General features: G+C 60.7%; 14 protein-coding genes. 12 read left to right on the top strand and 2 right to left on the bottom strand.

The features are described 5' to 3' along the window. The first annotated feature begins 16 nt into the window (after window positions 1-16). The 7 genes from U0L91_RS02195 to U0L91_RS02165 all read left to right on the top strand — a co-directional run bounded on the left by U0L91_RS02195 (window position 17) and on the right by U0L91_RS02165 (window position 9,667). Window positions 17-1,864 carry a glycosyltransferase gene (locus U0L91_RS02195; protein WP_330044513.1) on the top strand — a complete coding sequence of 616 codons (1,848 nt, stop codon included), beginning with the start codon at window positions 17-19 and terminating at the stop codon, window positions 1,862-1,864. A 30-nt stretch (window positions 1,865-1,894) separates the two neighbouring features. Further along, on the top strand, window positions 1,895-3,649 hold the full coding sequence (locus tag U0L91_RS02190; protein WP_330044512.1) for a right-handed parallel beta-helix repeat-containing protein: 1,755 nt from the start codon (window positions 1,895-1,897) through the stop codon (window positions 3,647-3,649). 49 nt (window positions 3,650-3,698) lie between these two features. After that, window positions 3,699-6,002: a YfhO family protein gene (locus U0L91_RS02185; protein ID WP_330044510.1), complete on the top strand. Its 2,304-nt coding sequence runs from the start codon at window positions 3,699-3,701 to the stop codon at window positions 6,000-6,002. A 1-nt stretch (window position 6,003) separates the two neighbouring features. After that, window positions 6,004-6,975 (top strand): glycosyltransferase family 2 protein, encoded by a 972-nt coding sequence (locus U0L91_RS02180; RefSeq protein ID WP_330044508.1) that lies wholly within the window; start codon window positions 6,004-6,006, stop codon window positions 6,973-6,975. 246 nt (window positions 6,976-7,221) lie between these two features. Next, window positions 7,222-7,530 carry an ArsR/SmtB family transcription factor gene (locus U0L91_RS02175; protein WP_330044728.1) on the top strand — a complete coding sequence of 103 codons (309 nt, stop codon included), beginning with the start codon at window positions 7,222-7,224 and terminating at the stop codon, window positions 7,528-7,530. A gap of 37 nt (window positions 7,531-7,567) precedes the next feature. Next, the gene (locus U0L91_RS02170; RefSeq protein ID WP_330044506.1) at window positions 7,568-7,783 is read left to right on the top strand and encodes a cation transporter; all 216 of its coding nucleotides are present in this window, start codon (window positions 7,568-7,570) and stop codon (window positions 7,781-7,783) included. Between the two features lie 27 nt (window positions 7,784-7,810). Then, window positions 7,811-9,667, top strand: a complete 1,857-nt coding sequence (locus U0L91_RS02165) for a heavy metal translocating P-type ATPase (protein WP_330044504.1) — start codon at window positions 7,811-7,813, stop codon at window positions 9,665-9,667. A gap of 56 nt (window positions 9,668-9,723) precedes the next feature. Here the strand turns inward: U0L91_RS02165 and U0L91_RS02160 are convergent, their stop codons facing one another. Continuing rightward, complete coding sequence (locus U0L91_RS02160) at window positions 9,724-10,476, bottom strand: M23 family metallopeptidase (RefSeq protein WP_330044503.1); 753 nt, start codon at window positions 10,474-10,476, stop codon at window positions 9,724-9,726. A 260-nt stretch (window positions 10,477-10,736) separates the two neighbouring features. On the opposite strand from U0L91_RS02160, the gene U0L91_RS02155 reads away from it, so the two are divergent. The 4 genes from U0L91_RS02155 (at window position 10,737) to U0L91_RS02140 (ending at window position 15,012) form a co-directional block, all read left to right on the top strand. After that, complete coding sequence (locus U0L91_RS02155) at window positions 10,737-11,345, top strand: cytidylate kinase-like family protein (RefSeq protein WP_330044502.1); 609 nt, start codon at window positions 10,737-10,739, stop codon at window positions 11,343-11,345. Further along, window positions 11,342-12,739 (top strand): MATE family efflux transporter, encoded by a 1,398-nt coding sequence (locus U0L91_RS02150; protein WP_330044500.1) that lies wholly within the window; start codon window positions 11,342-11,344, stop codon window positions 12,737-12,739. The genes U0L91_RS02155 and U0L91_RS02150 overlap by 4 nt, the downstream gene beginning before the upstream one ends. 31 nt (window positions 12,740-12,770) lie before the next feature. Further along, entirely contained in the window at window positions 12,771-13,451 is a 681-nt protein-coding gene (locus tag U0L91_RS02145) for a DUF308 domain-containing protein (protein ID WP_330044498.1), read from the top strand. Window positions 13,452-13,599: 148 nt separating this feature from the next. Next, window positions 13,600-15,012, top strand: a complete 1,413-nt coding sequence (locus U0L91_RS02140) for an NAD(P)/FAD-dependent oxidoreductase (RefSeq protein WP_330044496.1) — start codon at window positions 13,600-13,602, stop codon at window positions 15,010-15,012. 83 nt (window positions 15,013-15,095) lie between these two features. On the opposite strand, the gene U0L91_RS02135 is transcribed toward U0L91_RS02140, so the two are convergent. Then, the gene (locus tag U0L91_RS02135) at window positions 15,096-16,559 is read right to left on the bottom strand and encodes a S1C family serine protease (protein WP_330044494.1); all 1,464 of its coding nucleotides are present in this window, start codon (window positions 16,557-16,559) and stop codon (window positions 15,096-15,098) included. A gap of 221 nt (window positions 16,560-16,780) precedes the next feature. On the opposite strand from U0L91_RS02135, the gene mnmM reads away from it, so the two are divergent. After that, on the top strand, window positions 16,781-17,644 hold the full coding sequence (gene mnmM / locus U0L91_RS02130) for a tRNA 5-(aminomethyl)-2-thiouridylate-methyltransferase MnmM (protein WP_330044491.1): 864 nt from the start codon (window positions 16,781-16,783) through the stop codon (window positions 17,642-17,644). Window positions 17,645-17,676 lie beyond the last annotated feature (32 nt).

The raw sequence follows: 17,676 nt of genomic DNA, 5'->3' as shown, positions 1-17,676 counted from the left end.
ACGAGGTTACGATCTGATGGAACTGCAAAAACTTTTATGGCCGCGCGTCGGCATCTGCACCGAAGAAACGCTGTATTACCGGATCGGTCCGAATCTTCACCGTGCCGGTATGCGCCAGAGCGATTATCTGCCCGTTCCCGCGGCGTTCCGCGAGGAGGGGGATGTGCTGGTCCTCTCGGCGGGGTCCCAGGTGGCCTTTGACACCTATTTCAACAGCCTGAGCTCCGACAAGTGGCGCCTCTACACGACGGCCCACGACTTCGGTCTGGAACTGCAGCTGTCCGGCCGTCTGCGCGTCCGGCTGTGCAGCCGCCAGCTGGTCAATGACATCAGTGTGCCGACCGTGCTGGAAGAGACCGTCGTGGACTGCGAGGCAGAGCAGAGCTTCCGCTTTGCCTTCCCGGCCAATGCGGGCGGCATGCTGTATTTTGAGCTGCAGGCACTGCGCGACGATGCCCGGTACTACGGCGGCCGCTGGACCTGCGAGGCCGGCGAGGAGCAGAACGTCAAGATCGGGCTGGATATCTGCACCTTCAAGCGCGAGCCCTTTGTGATGGGCAACATTGCGCGCATCCGCCGCGCCATCCTGGACAACCCTGCGTCCCCGATGCACGGCCATCTGGAAGTGTTCGTCTCGGACAACGGCAAGACGCTGGACCGCGCGGCGCTCAATTCCGACACCGTCCATGTGGTGGCCAACGCCAACCTGGGCGGCGCCGGCGGCTTCACCCGCGGCATGATCGAGGTGCTCAAGGCCAACGAGGCCGGCGCCGGGATCACCCATGTGCTGGTGATGGACGATGACATTGTGCTGGACACCGAAGTGCTGGTCCGCACCTACAACCTGCTGCGGCTGCGCCGGCCCGGTTACGAACAGCTGTTCGTCGGCGGCGCTATGCTGCGGCTGGACCGTCCCTGGCAGCAGGTGGAGTGCGGCGCCGTCTGGAATGCCGGTCAGCTGATCAGTCACAAGGCAAACTTCAACCTGAGCGATGCAGATTTCTGTGTGGCCAACGAGCTGATTGAAGCCCACGAGTACAACGCCTGGTGGTACTGCTGCATTCCGATCCAGGTCATCCGGCCGGACAACCTGCCGATGCCCATCTTCATCCGCGGCGACGACGTCGAGTACGGGCTGCGCAACTGCCGGCAGCTCGCCACCCTCAACGGCATCTGTGTCTGGCACGAACCGTTCGAGAGCAAGTATTCTTCCTCGATGTACTATTATATCCTGCGCAACCAGTGCATTGACAACAGCCTGCACTATCCCGAATACAACGCCGCGTCCCTCAAGGCCGATCTGCGGGCCCAGGTCATGGGCGAGGTCAACCGCTACCGCTACCGCAATGCCGACCTGCTGATCCGCGGTGTGCGGGACTTCCTGAAGGGCATCGACTGGCTCAAGCAGGTGGATGCCGAAGCGCTGCACAAGGAGATCATGGCCTACGGCTACAAGTCCGTTCCGGTTGAAAAGCTGGATCTGCCCTTCGACTACTCCCGGTATCGCTACACGGTGCAGGAAGAGCCTGCCACGCTGACTGAGAACAAGCAGCTCAAGGTCAAGCTGACCCGCAACGGCTGGCTGGTGCCGCCCACCCGCGAATACGCGATGGTGAGCATGGTCAACATGACCGCTTACAGCGCTTACCGTGTCAAGAAGATCGTCAACTATGACGTCAACACCCAGAAAGCCTTCATCACCGAGCGCAGCCTGGAAGAGTATCACCGCTGCCGCCGGGAGCTCAAGGCCTGCCTGAAAGAGATCGACGCCCGCTTTGATGCGGCGGCCGCAAGCTATCATGACCGCTGCGGCGAACTGCAGAATCTTTCGTTCTGGAAACACTACCTGGGGCTTGAAGACTGAGTCCCGGTCATCGTCCGGGAGGAACCGCACATGATGCCAAACCGCAAACCCAACAAAATCCTACTGATCCTGGCAGGGGTCGCCGCCGCCACCGTCATCGGAACGGCGGGGTATCTGCTGTCCCCTGCCCCGCATGTCATTGTCTCGCTGGCGCCCAAGGCGACGCCGGTACCGACCCAGGAACCGCTGGGCACCGTCTTTGATGAATCCGCACTCCATGTTGTGGACTTCACCGATGAGAATGCCACCCAGTACCTCGAAGTGCTGGACAGCGACCGGCAGAGTCTGTCGGAGCGCTACGCGCTGCCGGCACTCGAGCGGATGAACGAGACGGACACCGCCGAACTGGCTGCCCCGCTGCAGGCATTGCAGCGTATCCAGGCCCTGGGCATCAGTCCCGAGACCTTTGAAACGCCGGAGGCCAACTGGAAAGACCTGTACAATTCCGTCAGGACCTCACTGGAGCCGGTCCTGACGGCCACCGGCGAGACCGCCGCCTTCTCGGGCAGCACCACCGGCGAGCTGGCCGACTTCCTGGATGAGCATGCCGGCAGCGTGGTGGAGGTGCTCTCCCCCGCTTTGCAGATGGATGAGACCGTCACGGTTCCCTCCGGCACCGTTCTGCACGGCAACGGCGTCGAGCTGCAGCCCGGCGCCGAGGTGCTGAACAAGGCCATCGTGCTGGACGGCGCCTCCGACACGGCGGTGACCGGGCTGGTCATCTCGGGCGGATGCAATTACGGCATCTATGTGAAGAATTCCTCTTTCTATGCGCTGACCGACAACGAGATCACCGGTACCTCCCTCAAGGCCATCACGATCATGGGGGAGAATTCCCGCTTTGCTCTGCTGCGCAACGAGGTGTCCGGCAACGGCAACGGCGGCGTCTTTCTGAACGGTGACATCGGCTACGGGATCATCGAGGGCAACCGGATTGTGGACAACTCCGGCGCCCGCAACCTGACCGCCGGGCTGGTGTTCTGCTCGATGCCCATCGAGGACATCGAGACCGCATACAATCCCTTCCCGGACGAGATGCTCTATGACATTCAGGATTCCCCCCACTGCCTCGTGGTGCGGGACAACACGGTGTCGCAGAACCATTCCTCCGGCATCTATTCGGAGAGCGGTTATCTCAACTATTATGTGGAAAACACCGTCTACAAGAATGAAAAAGAGGGCATGTGCCTCGATTACGGCTCCTTCGGCAACTATGTTGCCAACAACGTCATCCGCCAGAACGGCGGGCGCAACCGGATGAGCGACGAGGATCTGGAAGCGGATTTTGTGCTGGATCTGGGCCGTGAGGAGGACGGGTCCTCGCCCGCCAAGCTGCCCGGCATCTCGCTGGACAACGCCGCCTACAACACCCTGTACCACAACCTGATTCTGGACAACTACGGTTCCGGCATCAAGGCGGTGCGGTCGGCCTTCTGCAACACGATCCTCTGCAACGAAATCACCGACAACAACCTCGGCGCGGGGGAAAAGTTCTACTTCTTCGGGGTGGAACTCAGCACCGATCTGAACGCCGACGAGGAGGTCCAGGGTCTGGACTTTACCCCCTGCTATGAAAACATCATCGCACGCAACACGATCAGCGGCGGCCATTTTGCCGGCGTGTTCCTGGGCGAGGATGCCTTTATGAACGATATCTTTGACAACACGATGATGGGCAGCACCGACTGGGCCATCGAGAGCCTGAGCGGCCGGCACAATGCCACCCTCAACAACCGGGCCGACAAACCCACCCGCGGCATCGACCTGAACAATACGGCGGGCTGATCCGCCATCCCGCCCGTGTGCGGGTTACCCAGCAACGAGAGGTTTGGGAATGCAAAAGTTTCTGCAAAAAATCACGCCCCGCACATCGCGGCAGTGGCTGCTGCTCGCTTTCGGGCTCAATTTCGCCATTGCGGCGGTCAGTATTCTGCCTTACCTGATCCGGGACGGCGGGTTTCTGACCATCGCGGCCGACTTTGACGCCGAACAGCTCTCCTACAACATGCTGTGCAACAATGCCATCAAGAGCGGCGAAGTGCTCTGGAACTGGCGGACCGATATCGGCTCGGACTTTGTCTCCTCGTACAGCTTTTACACGCTGGGAAGTCCCTTTTTCTGGCTGAGTCTGCTGTTCCCCGCCGGGGCGTTCCCGTATCTGGTGGGCTGGATCTACATGCTCAAGTATGCCGTGGCGGGACTGACCTCCTTCTGCTGGTTCCGGCGTGAAGTCCGTCCGAGCAACGCGCTGATCGGGTCCATCCTCTATGCGTTCTCCGGTTTTTCCTGCATCAACCTGGTGTTTTACCACTTCCATGATGTCATTGCCTTTTTCCCGCTTCTGGTGCTCGGGCTGGACAAGCTGGAGCAGGAGGGCAAAAAGGCCCCCTTCCTCTTTGCCGTTGCACTGAACTGTCTGCTCAACTACTATTTCTTTGTGGGCGAAGTGCTGTTCCTGGTGCTGTACTACTGCATCCGGTTCTTGCTCTGCGGCTGGAAGGACAAATCCCCGGCGGAGCATCTGCGCAGAATCCTGCACTGCTTTGTCTGCGGTGTGCTGGGCGTCGGGATCGCGGGCATCCTGTTCATCCCGAGCATTGCCAGCGTGCTGAGCAACCCCCGCGTTTCGGACCATCTGAAACTCGGCGATTCGCTCTTCTTTGACTGGCCCAACTATCTGCAGATGCTGCGCGCGCTGTTCTTCCCGGCTGAGAACATGTTCAATTTCTCGGCCGGCATGCACGACAACTGGTATTCCATCGCGGCCTATCTGCCGATGGTGGGCGTCTGCCTCGTGATCGCCTATCTGATCCGGCGCCGCCGGGACTGGCTCTGCCTGCTGCTGTACAGCTGTGTGCTGATTGCCGCCTGCCCGTACCTCAACGGCGTCTTTGTCATGATGACCACCGAACCCTACCGCCGCTGGTACTATATGGCGGTCTTTTTCCTGGTCCTGGCCACCATCCGGGTGCTGGAGGAACCGTCCGCCTATCCGTGGCGGATCGGCTGCGGAATTTCCCTGGCTGCGATTGCCGCCATTACAGGGTATCTGCTGCTGCACCCGGACCAGATCTTCCACGCCAAATGGCTGGCTGTCCTGACGCTGATTGCCGCAGCCGGCGTGGTGCTGCTCTGGATCGCCCTGGGCCGGCTGCGGGGCCGCCGTCTGGCCGCCGGGCTGACCGCCTGCACCGCAGTCTTTGCCGCCGTCACCACCGGCTTCACCCTGTTCACCTACCGGGCGGCCTACTCGCGGACCATCGGGCTGGGACCCGATGAAATCTATTACGATGTGGTTCACACCGGCGACGGGCTGAGCGATGCCCTGCCCTACCGGTATCATTTCTGGGAACACTATTCCAACCGCGGCATGGCGGCCTATCTGCCCGAGCGGAACAGCTTTCTGAGCACGCTGAGCAGCTCCATCTTCGAGCTGTACTCGACGCTCGGGGAGGAACGCCACGCGATCAGCCCCGAAGGGCCGGACGGCACCAACGAGCTGCTGTCGGTCAAATACTACGTGCGCAACGACATCTGGCCCGATCCGCTCTACACCACCTACAGCAACGGACACGAACAGATCCGGGTCTATGAATCGGACAGCGCACTGCCCATCGGCTTCTGCTATGACACCTATATGACCCGCAGCGAGCTGGAACAGATCGACCCGTCGGCGCGGGGTTACGCGCTGCTGAAGGCGATCATCGTTCCCGATGATCAGGTTTCCGCCGTTGCGGACGTGCTGCGGCCCTACGATCCCGCCGTGGACGGGGAATGTGTACAGCAAAACAAGCAGACCGATCTTGACAAACGCCGCGAAGCCTGCAGTCAGGTGTTCGAGTACGGCACCGATTATTTTTATTCCGAGATCACCACCGACCGGGATCAGTACGCCTTTTTCAGTGTGCCGTATGACAAAAGCTGGCATGCCACCGTCAACGGCGAACCGGTCGAGATCTTGAATACCAGCGGCCTGATGGCCGTTGCCGTCAAGGCGGGCACCAACTGCATCCGCTTTGATTACTCCCCCACCCCGCTGTGGGCCGGCATCTGGGTGAGCGTGGTGAGCCTGGGGGCTTCCGCCGCTTATCTGCTGCTGGGAAATCGCCGCAAGAAAGTGCAAAAAGAGGTGCTGTAACGTGAGAAAGACTCCCATTCTGTACATCGTCATCCCCTGCTACAATGAGCAGGAGGTCCTGCCCATCACCAGCAAGATGTTCCTGAAGAAGATCAACGACCTGACCGCCGCCGGCAAGATCAGCGGCGAGAGCCGCATCCTCTTTGTCAACGACGGGTCCAAGGATAACACCTGGCAGATCATCTGCGATCTGGCGGCGTCCGATCCCCATTACCTGGGCATCAGCCAGAGCCGCAACCGCGGGCATCAGAACGCCGTGCTGGCCGGCCTGATGGAGGCACGGGACAAGTGCGACATCACCATCTCCATCGACTGCGACGGTCAGGATGACATCAACGCGATGGACAAGATGGTGGACGCCTACCGTGAGGAGGGCTGCGAGATCGTGTACGGCGTGCGTTCCAAGCGCGACACCGATACCTTCTTCAAGCGCTTCACGGCGGAGAGCTTCTACAAGCTGCTCAATTTCATGGGCGCCGAGGTTGTCTTCAACCATGCGGATTACCGTCTGATGAGCGCCCGTGCCCTGCGGGAGTTTGCCAACTTCCATGAGGTCAACCTCTTCCTGCGCGGCATGGTCCCGCTGGTCGGCTTCAAGTCCACAAGCGTCGCCTACGAACGTCACGAGCGCATCGCCGGCGAGAGCCATTATCCGCTCTCCAAGATGCTTGCCCTCGCCTTTGACGGCATCACGAGCCTTTCGGTCAAGCCCATCCGGTTCATCACGGGATTCGGCGTGCTGGTGGCCCTGATCAGCTTTGTGGGCGTGATCTGGGCCGTTGTGGAAGCCATCCTCGGCGCCACGGTCTCGGGCTGGGCCAGCACGACCAGCATCATCTGCTTCCTCTCGGGCGTGCAGCTGATCTGCCTGGGCGTCCTGGGCGAGTATATCGGCAAGATCTATATGGAGACCAAAGCCCGCCCGCGCTATATCATCAGCGAACGTACCTGGGAACACCGGGACGACGAATAACTTCTGCCCTGCGGCATCCGGTCTGTCCGGCCTGCCGCAGGTTTTTTATTTTTGTGCGGATTTTTTGCGTTTGCCCATTGACAAACCTTCTGCGGCGTACTACTATAATAACAAATGAGCAGATGTTCATATGAAAGGATGATTGCCATGTCACACTCTCCCCCGCGGATGGCCGCAGACGGCGGGACGGTGCCGGTCATGCCGGCTGTTCCGGTCTGCGAGCCGGATTGCAGCGGACGGCCCGAGATGGTGGCCCGCCTGCAGGAAAACCTGCCCGATGACGAACTGCTCTGCGATCTGGCGGAGCTGTTCCGGGTTTTCGGGGATTCCACCCGCATCAAGATCCTCTATGCCCTGCTGGAAAGCGAACTCTGTGTGGGGGATCTGGCCAAGGTGCTTGGGCTTTCACAGAGTTCGGTCAGTCACCAGCTCCGGCTGCTCAAGGCGAGCAAGCTGGTCAAGTTCCGGCGGGAAGGCAAGGCCGTCTTTTATTCGCTGGACGACGATCATGTACGCAGCATCATAGCGCTCGGCATGGAACACATGGAAGAGTGAATCCGGCCGGGACCGATCAACAAAGGAGTGTATTGTCATGCAGAAGAAATTCAAGATTGAAGTGGACTGCGCCAACTGTGCCGCCAAGATTGAGGATGCCGTGGGCAAGCTGCCCGGCGTCAACCGTGCCACGGTCAGTTTCATGACCCAGAAGATGGTGCTGGACATCGCCGATGATCAGTTTGACGAGGTCATCAAGTCCGTCGTCAAGACCGCCAAGCGCATTGAACCGGATTTTGAGATTGAGCTGTAATCTTCGGGGAAAGGTGAGGATGGACTCATGACGAAGAAGCAGAAAAAAATGCTGTACCGCATCCTGGCATCGGCGGTGCTGTATGCGGCGGCCATTCCGGTCAGTGAGGTTACCGGTCTGGCGGTGCTGTACCTGATTCCCTATCTGCTGATCGGCTACGATGTTCTGCGCAAAGCCGTGCTGGGTGTGATTCACGGCGAAGTCTTTGACGAAAACTTTCTGATGTGCGTTGCCACCCTGGGTGCGCTGGCGCTGGGCGAATACAGCGAGGCGGTGGCCGTCATGCTGTTCTACCAGGTCGGCGAACTGTTCCAGAGCTATGCCGTCGGCAAGAGCCGGCAGAGCATCAGCGCCCTGATGGACATCCGTCCGGACAGTGCCAACCTGGAGGAGGAAGGCGGCGCGGTCCGCACCGTCGATCCCGATGAGGTGCCGGTGGGGTCGGTGCTGGTGGTCCGGCCCGGCGAAAAGGTTCCCATTGACGGCGTGGTGATCGGCGGCGAGAGCACGCTCAACACCGCGGCCCTGACCGGCGAGAGCCGTCCCCGCACCGTGCGTACCGGCGATGAGATCATCAGCGGCTGTGTCAACGGCGAAGGACTGCTGCGTCTGCGCACGACCAAGCTGTACGACGAATCCACCGTGGCCCGCATTCTGGACATGGTGGAGAATTCCAGCCTGAAAAAGGCCCGTGCCGAAAACTTCATCACCAAGTTCGCCCGCTACTACACGCCGGCCGTCTGTGCGGCGGCGCTGGTGCTGGCCATCGTTCCCCCGCTGGCGCTGGGCGTCGCCACCTTCCCGGTCTGGATCAAGCGTGCCCTGACCTTCCTGGTCATCAGCTGTCCCTGTGCGCTGGTCATCAGCATCCCGCTGAGCTTTTTCGGCGGCATCGGCGGGGCCTCCCGGTGCGGTATCCTGGTCAAGGGCGGCAACTATCTGGAAGCGCTGGCCCACACCCGCACCGTTGTGTTTGACAAGACCGGCACCCTGACCGAGGGCAGCTTTGCGGTGGCCCGCATCCGTCCCGCCGGGGGCGTTGCCGAGCAGGAAGTGCTGGAACAGGCCGCTCTGGCGGAGAGTTTTTCGAGTCATCCGATCAGCCGGAGCCTGCGCGAAGCCTGCGGCACCGCCGATCCCCGGCGTGCCTCCGATGCCCAGGAGATTTCCGGGCGGGGCGTCCGCACGATGGTGGACGGCAAGGTCGTTCTGGCCGGCAGCGCCCGTCTGATGCAGGAGTCCGGCATCCCGTGGGTGCCGGATGACGGCGTCGGCACCGTGGTCTATGTGGCGCGTGACGGGGTCTTTCTGGGCTCCATCCTGATCGCCGACCGCATCAAGGAGCACGCCGCCGAGGCGGTCTCGGCTCTCAAGTCGCACGGCATCCGGACGGTCATGCTGACCGGCGATACCGAGGCGGTGGCCGCCGACGTGAGCCGCACGCTGGGGCTGGATGCCTACCATGCCCAGCTGCTGCCCGGCGACAAGGTTGCCCAGGTGGAACGTCTGCTGGCCGACAAGAACCCGCAGGACAATCTGGCCTTTGTGGGAGACGGCATCAACGACGCGCCGGTCCTGATGCGGGCCGATGTGGGCATCGCGATGGGCGCGATGGGCAGCGACGCCGCCATCGAGGCCGCCGATGTCGTGCTGATGGACGACGATCCCGCCAAAATCGGGCTGGCCATGGGCATTGCCCGCAAGTGTATGCGGATCGTGTATGAAAACATCGTGTTTGCGCTGGGCGTCAAGGCCCTCTGCCTGATCCTGAGTGCGTTCGGCATCGCCAACATGTGGTGGGCCGTCTTTGCGGACGTGGGCGTCATGATCCTGGCGGTTCTCAACGCCATGCGGATGCTCGCTGTCAGAAAATACCGTTCCTGAAAAAATCCGACAAAATGGCCCCGCACAGAGCCTGCGCTCTGGTGCGGAGCCATTTTTTATGAGTCGGACTGGGTCTCGGGGTCCAGATAACCGCCCTCGGCATCCAGACATTCGAGATGCAGATGCGTGCCCTCCTGCGCTTCGGCCGGTACGCCGGACAGCGTCCCCAGATCGGCGCCGGCGCGGACGGACTGCTTTTCCGTGACCTGCGGGTCTGTCAGACCGCAGTAGCGCCAGACACGATCCTGCGCATCGGTGATCTCCACGATGCCGCCCCAGACGGCATCCTCGAGCACCGCCGTCACGGTGCCGCTGCGGACGGCCATGACGGTTTTTCCGGCCTCGGCGGCGTAGTCGGCGCCGTTGTGGGTGCGCCAGTCGCCCAGCGTCTTGTTGTAGACCAGTTCATCCCCGCTGAAAGGAGCCGTGAGTTCACCGCCCGAGACAGCCGCCGATGCCGCGGCCGACGAATCGGATGAGGCGGCAGAGGGCGCGGTCACGCCGGAATTCGCGCCAGATCCTTGCGACGCCGAAGACGACGACCCCGATGCAGAGGACGAGGCTGACGGCATTGACGAGGGCTGCGGTGTCTCCACCGGGACGTCCTGCGCCTCCTTGTTCACGGCTGCATCGGGTGTATCCCATGCGGTTCCCTCCTCCAGTGCTCTCTGTTTGGCTTCGGTCAGTTCTCCCACGCCCCGGACCACGCTGCGGATCGCCGCCACGCCGGTGATCGTTGCGGCGAACACCAGTGCCAGGCAAAGCAGGTACAGACCTTTCTGTTTCAAAAATGCTTTGATGCTGTTCATCTTCCCCCGTCCTTTTCCGCGTAAGTTTTGTGTTGCTCCTAGTGTGACACATCCTCCGGGGTTTTATTCAGCCGCAGACAATTTTCGGCAAACGGAATCCCCAACACCGGGTCCGCCGCTATTTTGACAACTTCCGCTTGTGCTTTTTGTATAATTGTTGTACTTGCGTTTTCGGTATTTTCCGTTTATACTAACTATAGTAGGACTATTGCGGCCACCGGGGCCGCTGTATTCCTGAAGATTGAATGCGAGGTGGAATTATGGAACCTATGGTAATTACAATGGCTCGTGAATACGCTTCCGGCGGCAGTGAGATTGCCCAGCGGGTGGCGGAACTTCTGGGAGTTCCTCTGTACAACAAGGAACTGATCACCATCGCCGCCAAGAAGAGCGGTCTGACGGAGGAAGCCATTGCTGCCAGCGAGACGCAGCGCAGCGGAAGCCTGATCTACAGCCTGTACATGATGGGCAACACCATGCCTCTGGCTGACCAGGTGTACATTCTGCAGTCCAACGTCATCAAGGAAGTTGCTTCCAAGAGTTCCTGTGTCATTCTGGGCCGCTGCGGCGACTACGTCCTGCGTGACCGCCCCAATGTGCTGCGCACCTTCGTGTATGCACCGCTGAACCTGCGTGTCGAGAATGCCAAGGTGCGTCCCGACGCCAAGGATATGCCCGACCGTATGTGGGAAACCACCCTGGCCAAGCATGACCGTGCCCGTGCGAGCTATTACAATTACTACACCGAGAATCGCTGGGGCGAAGCCAAGAACTACGACCTGTGCCTGAACGCTGCTCTTGGCCGCGAAGCCTGCGCCCAGCTGATTGTGCAGGCTGCAAAAGCGATGGAGGCCGCCAATCGTTCATGAGGAAATCTCACGACATTTCCGCGGCCCGGATGGGCACGGCACCGGTCGGTCCCCTGCTGTTGTCCTGTTCGGTGCCGATGATGATTTCGATGCTGGTACAGGCTCTGTACAATGTGGTCGACAGCATCTTTGTCAGTCACATCAATGAGGCCGCCCTCTCGGCCGTCTCGCTGGCATTTCCCCTTCAGAACCTGATGATCGCCTTTGCGGTGGGTACCGGTGTCGGCGTGAATGCCCATCTTTCCCGGTCCCTGGGCGAGGGAAACCAGGCGGAATCCAACCGCGCTGCGGCCAACGGCATTGTGCTTTCCATCTGCACGGCCGTGGTCTTTATCCTTTTCGGTCTGTTCGGGGTCCGGCCCTTCATGGAATCCCAGACTTCCGATCCGCTGATTCTGAAGTACGGTGTGGACTATCTGACGGTCTGCTGTGTCTGGGGTCTGGGTTTGTTTGTCCAGTGCATGCTGGAAAAGATCCTGGCTGCCACCGGTCGGACTTCCTTCGCGATGTTCAGCCAGCTGATCGGCGCCGTGATCAACATCATCTTTGACCCGATCTTCATTTTCGGTCTGTTCGGCGCGCCCAGGATGGATGCCGCCGGTGCAGCCATTGCCACCGTCATGGGCCAGTGGATCGGCGCCTGCTGCGGCATCGTGATGAACCTGGTCTGGAACAAGGACGTACAGTTCCACCTGAAGAACTTCCGTCCGTCCCGGCGCACCGTGGCGCGGATTTACACGGTCGGCGTCCCGTCCATCGCGCTGAGCGCCATCGGCAGTGTGATGACCTTCCTGATGAACAGCATCCTGATCGCCTTCTCCAGCACGGCCGTGGCGGTGTTCGGCGTTTATTTCAAGCTGCAGAGCTTTGTGCTGATGCCGGTTTTCGGACTGAACAACGGCATGGTGCCCATCGTGAGTTACAACTACGGCGCCCACAAGCCTGAACGGATCATCAGGGTCTTCAAGCTGGCCGGCATCACCGCGACCTGCATCACCTTCATCGGTTTCCTGCTGGCGCAGTTCATCCCCGGTCTGCTGCTCAGCGTCTTCAATGCCAGCGATGACATGCTGGCGATGGGTGCCATGGCGCTTCGCATCATCTCGATCCACTTCATTCTGGCCGGGCTCGACATTGTCATGACGGCAACCTTCCAGGCGCTCGGCAAGGGCCTGATGGCGCTGTGCGCCAGTCTGATCCGTCAGCTGGTCGTCCTGATTCCCGTGGCCTGGCTGCTGAGCCTGTCCGGCAATGTCAACATGGTCTGGTGGAGTTTCCCGATCGCCGAGCTGTTCTCGCTGACCGTCTGCACGATCTTTACCATCAAGATCTATCGCGAAATTCTCAAACCGATGATGAATGCCCCGAAAGCTGCAGAAGCTGTGGCTGTGTGAGGCTTTCTTCCGTTCCAAAGGAGGCGCTGTGATGCTGCGCCATGTTCGACCGGGTCTGCTCGCCTACAACGTAGGCTGTATTCTGCTGGGACTGCTCGTTCTGCTGCTGCCCCAGCAGATGGCCCGTCTGCTCTTTTCCTGTCTGGGCTTTTTTCTGGCCGCAGGCGGTGTGATCCACATTGCAGGGTATCTGCGCACAGAATCCCCCGGTGTTTCGGAGACCGGCCGGATGTTCTCCGGTCTGGCGCTGCTGCTCTTCGGGATTCTGTGGCTGCTGCGTCCCGATCCCCTTTCCTCCGGCAGTTTCCTGCCGCCGCTCTTCGCGGTACTGATCCTGGCAAGCGCGTTGATGCGGTTCCAGGCCGGGCGTGCCCTGGCACGGGCCAAGGGCCAGAAGGCATGGGTCATCCTGCTGCTGGCGCTGGTATCGCTGGGATTCGGGCTACTGCTCTGTGCCTCGCCGCTGCTCAACCGCCGGCATGTGGACCTTGTGATGCTCTCCGGTATTTTTCTGCTGGCAGAGGGCATTGTAAGTCTGTGCTGCACGATGTACACCGCAATGGAATTCCATGCGCTGGACCGCGTTGCCGCCGCCCTGGCGGAGCAGGCATCCGGCAAGGAAGCGGACACGGCACCGGAGGAGGCAACCTCTTCGTCCGATCCGTCCCCTGCACCGACAGACGGAGAAAGTTCCGAACTTCCTTTGAACTGAAGGTTTTGTTCCCGTAAGGAGCGGCCCCGTGCGGCCGCCCGGGAGATATTCCCGCAAGGGTATCTCACGAGCGATCGCCGGGGTCTTTTTGCGGGGTTTTATTCCCCGCTGTCCTATTCTGATCCCATATTGATGAAGGAGAACCCCCATGAAGTACGACCTGATTATCGTCGGAGCCGGCCCGGCCGGTATCTTTACGGCGCTTGAACTGCTGCGCAAAAGCGCCGATCCCCATGCACTGAAGATCTGCCTGATTGAGAAGGGCAAGCCGGTGGAAAAGCGCCATTGCCCCAAGGACAAGACCGGCCACTGCGTCAACTGCAAGCCCACCTGTTCCATCACGACCGGATTTTCCGGCGCCGGTGCGTTTTCGGACGGCAAGCTGTCCCTGTCCTACCAGGTGGGCGGCGAACTGCCCGAGCTGATCGGGGAGGAATTTGCCCAGCAGCTCATCGACTACACCGACAAGATTTATCTGGAGTTCGGCGCCGATCCCCATGTGGAGGGCGTCTATGAGGGAACCGAAATCAAGGAAATCCGCCGCCGTGCCATCCAGGCCGGTCTGCAGCTGGTGGATTGCCCGATCCGTCACCTGGGGACCGAGAAGGCCCAGCAGCTCTATCTGAACATCCAGAACTATCTGCTGGATCAGGGCATTGAGATGCTCTTCGAGACCGAATGTGAGAACATTCTGCTGGAAGACAATGTCTGCAAGGGCGTGATTCTCAACCGCAACGGGGAACGCACCGAACTGCATGCCGACCAGGTCGTGATTGCCACCGGGCGGCGCGGCGCAGACTGGCTGGAAAAGCTCTGCGCTGAGCACAACATTGCCCACAAACCCGGCACCGTGGACATCGGTGTGCGCGTGGAGTGCCGCAACGAAGTGATGGAGACCATCAACAAGGTGCTGTATGAGGGCAAGCTGATCGGCTATCCGAACCCCTGGAAGAACAAGGTCCGCACCTTCTGCCAGAATCCGGGCGGCTTTGTGGCCCAGGAAAACTATGACAATGACCTGGCCGTTGTCAACGGGCACAGCTACAAGGATCTGAAATCCGGCAACACCAACCTGGCCATTCTGGTCAGCCACAACTTCACCGAGCCGTTCAACCAGCCCATCGCCTACGCCCAGAAGGTCGGCGAGCTGACCAACATGCTGGGTGCCGGGCACATCCTGGTGCAGCGCTACGGCGATATTCTGGACGGCAAGCGCACCTGGGCCAAGGAGCTTGCCCGCTCCAACGTCCGCCCGACACTGCGGGACGCCGTGGCCGGCGACATCACCGCCGCCATGCCCTACCGCGCGATGGTGAGCATCATTGAATTCATCCGGATGGTGGACCATGTGGCGCCCGGCTTTGCGGCACCGGAAACGCTGCTGTACAGCCCTGAGCTGAAATTCTACTCCAACAAGGTCCGGATGGACACCGATCTGGAGACCAACATTGCGGGTCTGCACTGTCTGGGCGATTCGTCCGGCTGGACCCGCGGCCTGATGATGGCATCGGTCATGGGTGTGCTGATGGGCCGCAAGCTCATTGAACTGCACGGATTCTGATCCGACGGTTTTCAAACCTTGTCATGACAGCAAAAAAAGGGAAGGCAGTCAAACTGCCTTCCCTTTTTTGTATCAAAACGCGATCACTGCGTCTGCGTGCTCTCGCCCAGGACCACCTGATAGCTGGCAATCTTGCCGTCGCGTTCAATCTGCAGCGTGACGGTATCGCCGACCTGCTTGCTCTGGCAATACTGGATCACATCGCTGGAGGAGGACACCGCGACATCATCGATCGAGACGATGCGGTCGCCCGCTTTCAGACCAGCCTTCTCGGCACCGCTGCCGGTGCTGACCTGGAAGATGTAGACGCCGTAGTTGCTGACGCCGTACTGCATGGCGGTGGTGGCATCGGTGATTTCACGGACCGTGATGCCCAGCACCGGGCGCTTGACGTAACCGTTCTCGATCAGTTCCTTGGCCGTGCTCATTGCGGAGTTGATGGGGATTGCGAAGCCGAGGCCTTCCGCCTCATCGGCGCCGCTCTTGGCGTTGACAATGCCGATCAGCTCGCCGTTGGCATTGAACAGGCCGCCGCCCGAGTTGCCGGGGTTGATGGAAGCACTGGTCTGGATCAGGTTCATATCGTTGTTCTCAACCTGGACCTGACGGTTCACGGCGCTGATGATGCCGTCGGTCACCGTGCCGCCCAGCGTACCGAGCGGGTTGCCGACGGCAATGCTGACTTCACCGACGGCCAGCTTGTCGCTGTCGCCGATGACGGCCGGCGTGAGGCCGGTGGCCTCCACCTTGATGACAGCAATATCCGAAGTGGAATCCGAGCCGACCAGCGTGGCGGTGTACTCGGTGTTATCGGACATCTGGACCTTGATGTTGCTGGCGCCTTCCACGACATGCGCACAGGTCAGGATGTAACCATCCTGAGAGATCACAACGCCGGAACCAGCGCCGCTCTGCACATAGCTGCCAAACCAGATGTTGGAGCTGACCATCTGCTCGGTGGTGATGGCCACCACGCTGGGCTGGACGATCGCCGCGACATCCTGAATGGACAGCGTAGAACCCGACGCACTGCCCTGATTGACGGAATCCGCCTCTCCGCTGCGGTCGACGGTCTGCACAACCACCTGATTGCCCATCAGGCCGGTGCGGCTGGCTACCACGGTGCCGGCCAGGCCGCCGCCGAAGCCCAGAACCACAACGCCGACGCCGGCCACCACGCGGAGCAATACCTTCTTGGCGTTGCCCTTCTTCTTGCGCGGCGGCTCCTGGGGCTGCTGCGGTGCGCTGGAATAGCTGTATCCGTTATAATTGTGAACGGTGCCGGTCTGCTGCGGCGCGGCACCCGCGTTGGCACTGCTGCCGGAAGCGGCCTGTGCATCCCCCGGCACGCCGGAATAATCGGTCCGTGCCGTGTTGGCGGTGTTGGCGCCGCTGCTGCCTACGTTGGGATAACCGCCCTCGTTCTGGGAAGCCTGCGGTGCGGTGTTGGCCTGCGGCTGACCTGCGGTCTGGCCGTTCTGACCATTCTGGTCATTATGATTTTGCGGGCCGTTCTGATACAGACCCGAATAATCGTATTCACTCATACTATCTTCTCCTTTTTCATGCGCATCCCGGAACGCTTGGGGGCCGCTCCGCGGTGTTTCCAGGTTTCTTTCAACCTTGTGACTACAGTATAACCGTCAATTGTGAAAACAGTTTCTCGCCGCCGTGAAAGAAATGTGAAAATCCATCGGCTTTTTCGTTGACATTGTACGCCCCCTGACGTACAATCAGAACAAATCCTGTCAGGAAAGGAGCATCCCGGATGGAAGTACAGTGTGACGGCGGGCGGTATATCCTCTTCAAGGAGCGGACCGTCATCGGACAGGCGGTCCTTGCCGGCGATCGGATCACCGGGCTGGCGATTGATCCCCGGTGGCGGCGGCACGGATACGGCAGTTTTCTGCTCAAGGAGCTGCTGCGCCGCAACGGCGGATATGACCGGGCGGCACCGTCGCTGTTCTATGCGCCGCTGCCCCGTCCGGACGATGCGGCAGCCCTGGCGCTGGCACAAAAATTCGGGTTCACGGTCCAGGGGGATGCGCTGTGCCGGCGGCGGGTTCCCGACCTGACCGCGGTGGAACTGAGCCACCGGTTTCTGCGGGATTCCCTGCCGTCCGGCGGGCTGTATCTCGACGCAACCTGCGGCAACGGACACGACACGCTGTTCCTGTGCGGGCTGGCCGGAGCGCACGGCCGGGTGATCGGGCTGGACATTCAGCAGCAGGCGGTGGACGCCACCAATGCCCTGCTGCACGACAACGGCATGTCCGGCATCGGCCGGGCCGTCTGCTGCGATCACCGGGAACTGCTGCGGTTTGCCCCGCCCGGCAGTGCCGATTGTGTGATGTTCAATTTCGGATGGCTGCCCGGCGCGGACCACGCAATCCATTCGACAGCGGGGTCCACCCTTCCGGCGCTGCGCGCCGGGCTGGAAGCGCTGAAACCGGGCGGTGTCCTGGCTGCCGTGCTGTACAGCGGCAAGGTGATCGGCAGCAGCGAAAAGCAGGCGGCACTGGATTTTTTCCGCGCTCTGCCGCTCAAAGATTACACCGTGCTGATCTGTGAGTTTGCCAACTGGAGCGACACCGCTCCCCTGCCCTGCTTTGTCCTTCGCCGCCAACACTGACAAAAAGGAGCCGATGACTTAAGTCATCGGCT

Source organism: Gemmiger sp. (genome assembly GCF_036306485.1).
Lineage (GTDB): Bacteria > Bacillota > Clostridia > Oscillospirales > Ruminococcaceae > Gemmiger.
The sequence above is the reverse complement of the archived record's forward strand: the minus strand, read 5'-3'. Positions and strand labels throughout refer to the sequence as shown.

What these genes read in the sequence shown, in the direction of transcription:
- U0L91_RS02195 (WP_330044513.1), top strand. Translation starts at nt 17, where the DNA reads ATGGAACTGCAAAAACTTTTATGGCCGCGCGTCGGCATCTGCACCGAA.
- U0L91_RS02190 (WP_330044512.1), top strand. Translation starts at nt 1,895, where the DNA reads ATGATGCCAAACCGCAAACCCAACAAAATCCTACTGATCCTGGCAGGG.
- U0L91_RS02185 (WP_330044510.1), top strand. Translation starts at nt 3,699, where the DNA reads ATGCAAAAGTTTCTGCAAAAAATCACGCCCCGCACATCGCGGCAGTGG.
- U0L91_RS02175 (WP_330044728.1), top strand. Translation starts at nt 7,222, where the DNA reads ATGGTGGCCCGCCTGCAGGAAAACCTGCCCGATGACGAACTGCTCTGC.
- U0L91_RS02170 (WP_330044506.1), top strand. Translation starts at nt 7,568, where the DNA reads ATGCAGAAGAAATTCAAGATTGAAGTGGACTGCGCCAACTGTGCCGCC.
- U0L91_RS02165 (WP_330044504.1), top strand. Translation starts at nt 7,811, where the DNA reads ATGACGAAGAAGCAGAAAAAAATGCTGTACCGCATCCTGGCATCGGCG.
- U0L91_RS02160 (WP_330044503.1), bottom strand. Translation starts at nt 10,476, where the DNA reads ATGAACAGCATCAAAGCATTTTTGAAACAGAAAGGTCTGTACCTGCTT.
- U0L91_RS02155 (WP_330044502.1), top strand. Translation starts at nt 10,737, where the DNA reads ATGGAACCTATGGTAATTACAATGGCTCGTGAATACGCTTCCGGCGGC.
- U0L91_RS02150 (WP_330044500.1), top strand. Translation starts at nt 11,342, where the DNA reads ATGAGGAAATCTCACGACATTTCCGCGGCCCGGATGGGCACGGCACCG.
- U0L91_RS02145 (WP_330044498.1), top strand. Translation starts at nt 12,771, where the DNA reads ATGCTGCGCCATGTTCGACCGGGTCTGCTCGCCTACAACGTAGGCTGT.
- U0L91_RS02140 (WP_330044496.1), top strand. Translation starts at nt 13,600, where the DNA reads ATGAAGTACGACCTGATTATCGTCGGAGCCGGCCCGGCCGGTATCTTT.
- U0L91_RS02135 (WP_330044494.1), bottom strand. Translation starts at nt 16,559, where the DNA reads ATGAGTGAATACGATTATTCGGGTCTGTATCAGAACGGCCCGCAAAAT.
- mnmM (WP_330044491.1), top strand. Translation starts at nt 16,781, where the DNA reads ATGGAAGTACAGTGTGACGGCGGGCGGTATATCCTCTTCAAGGAGCGG.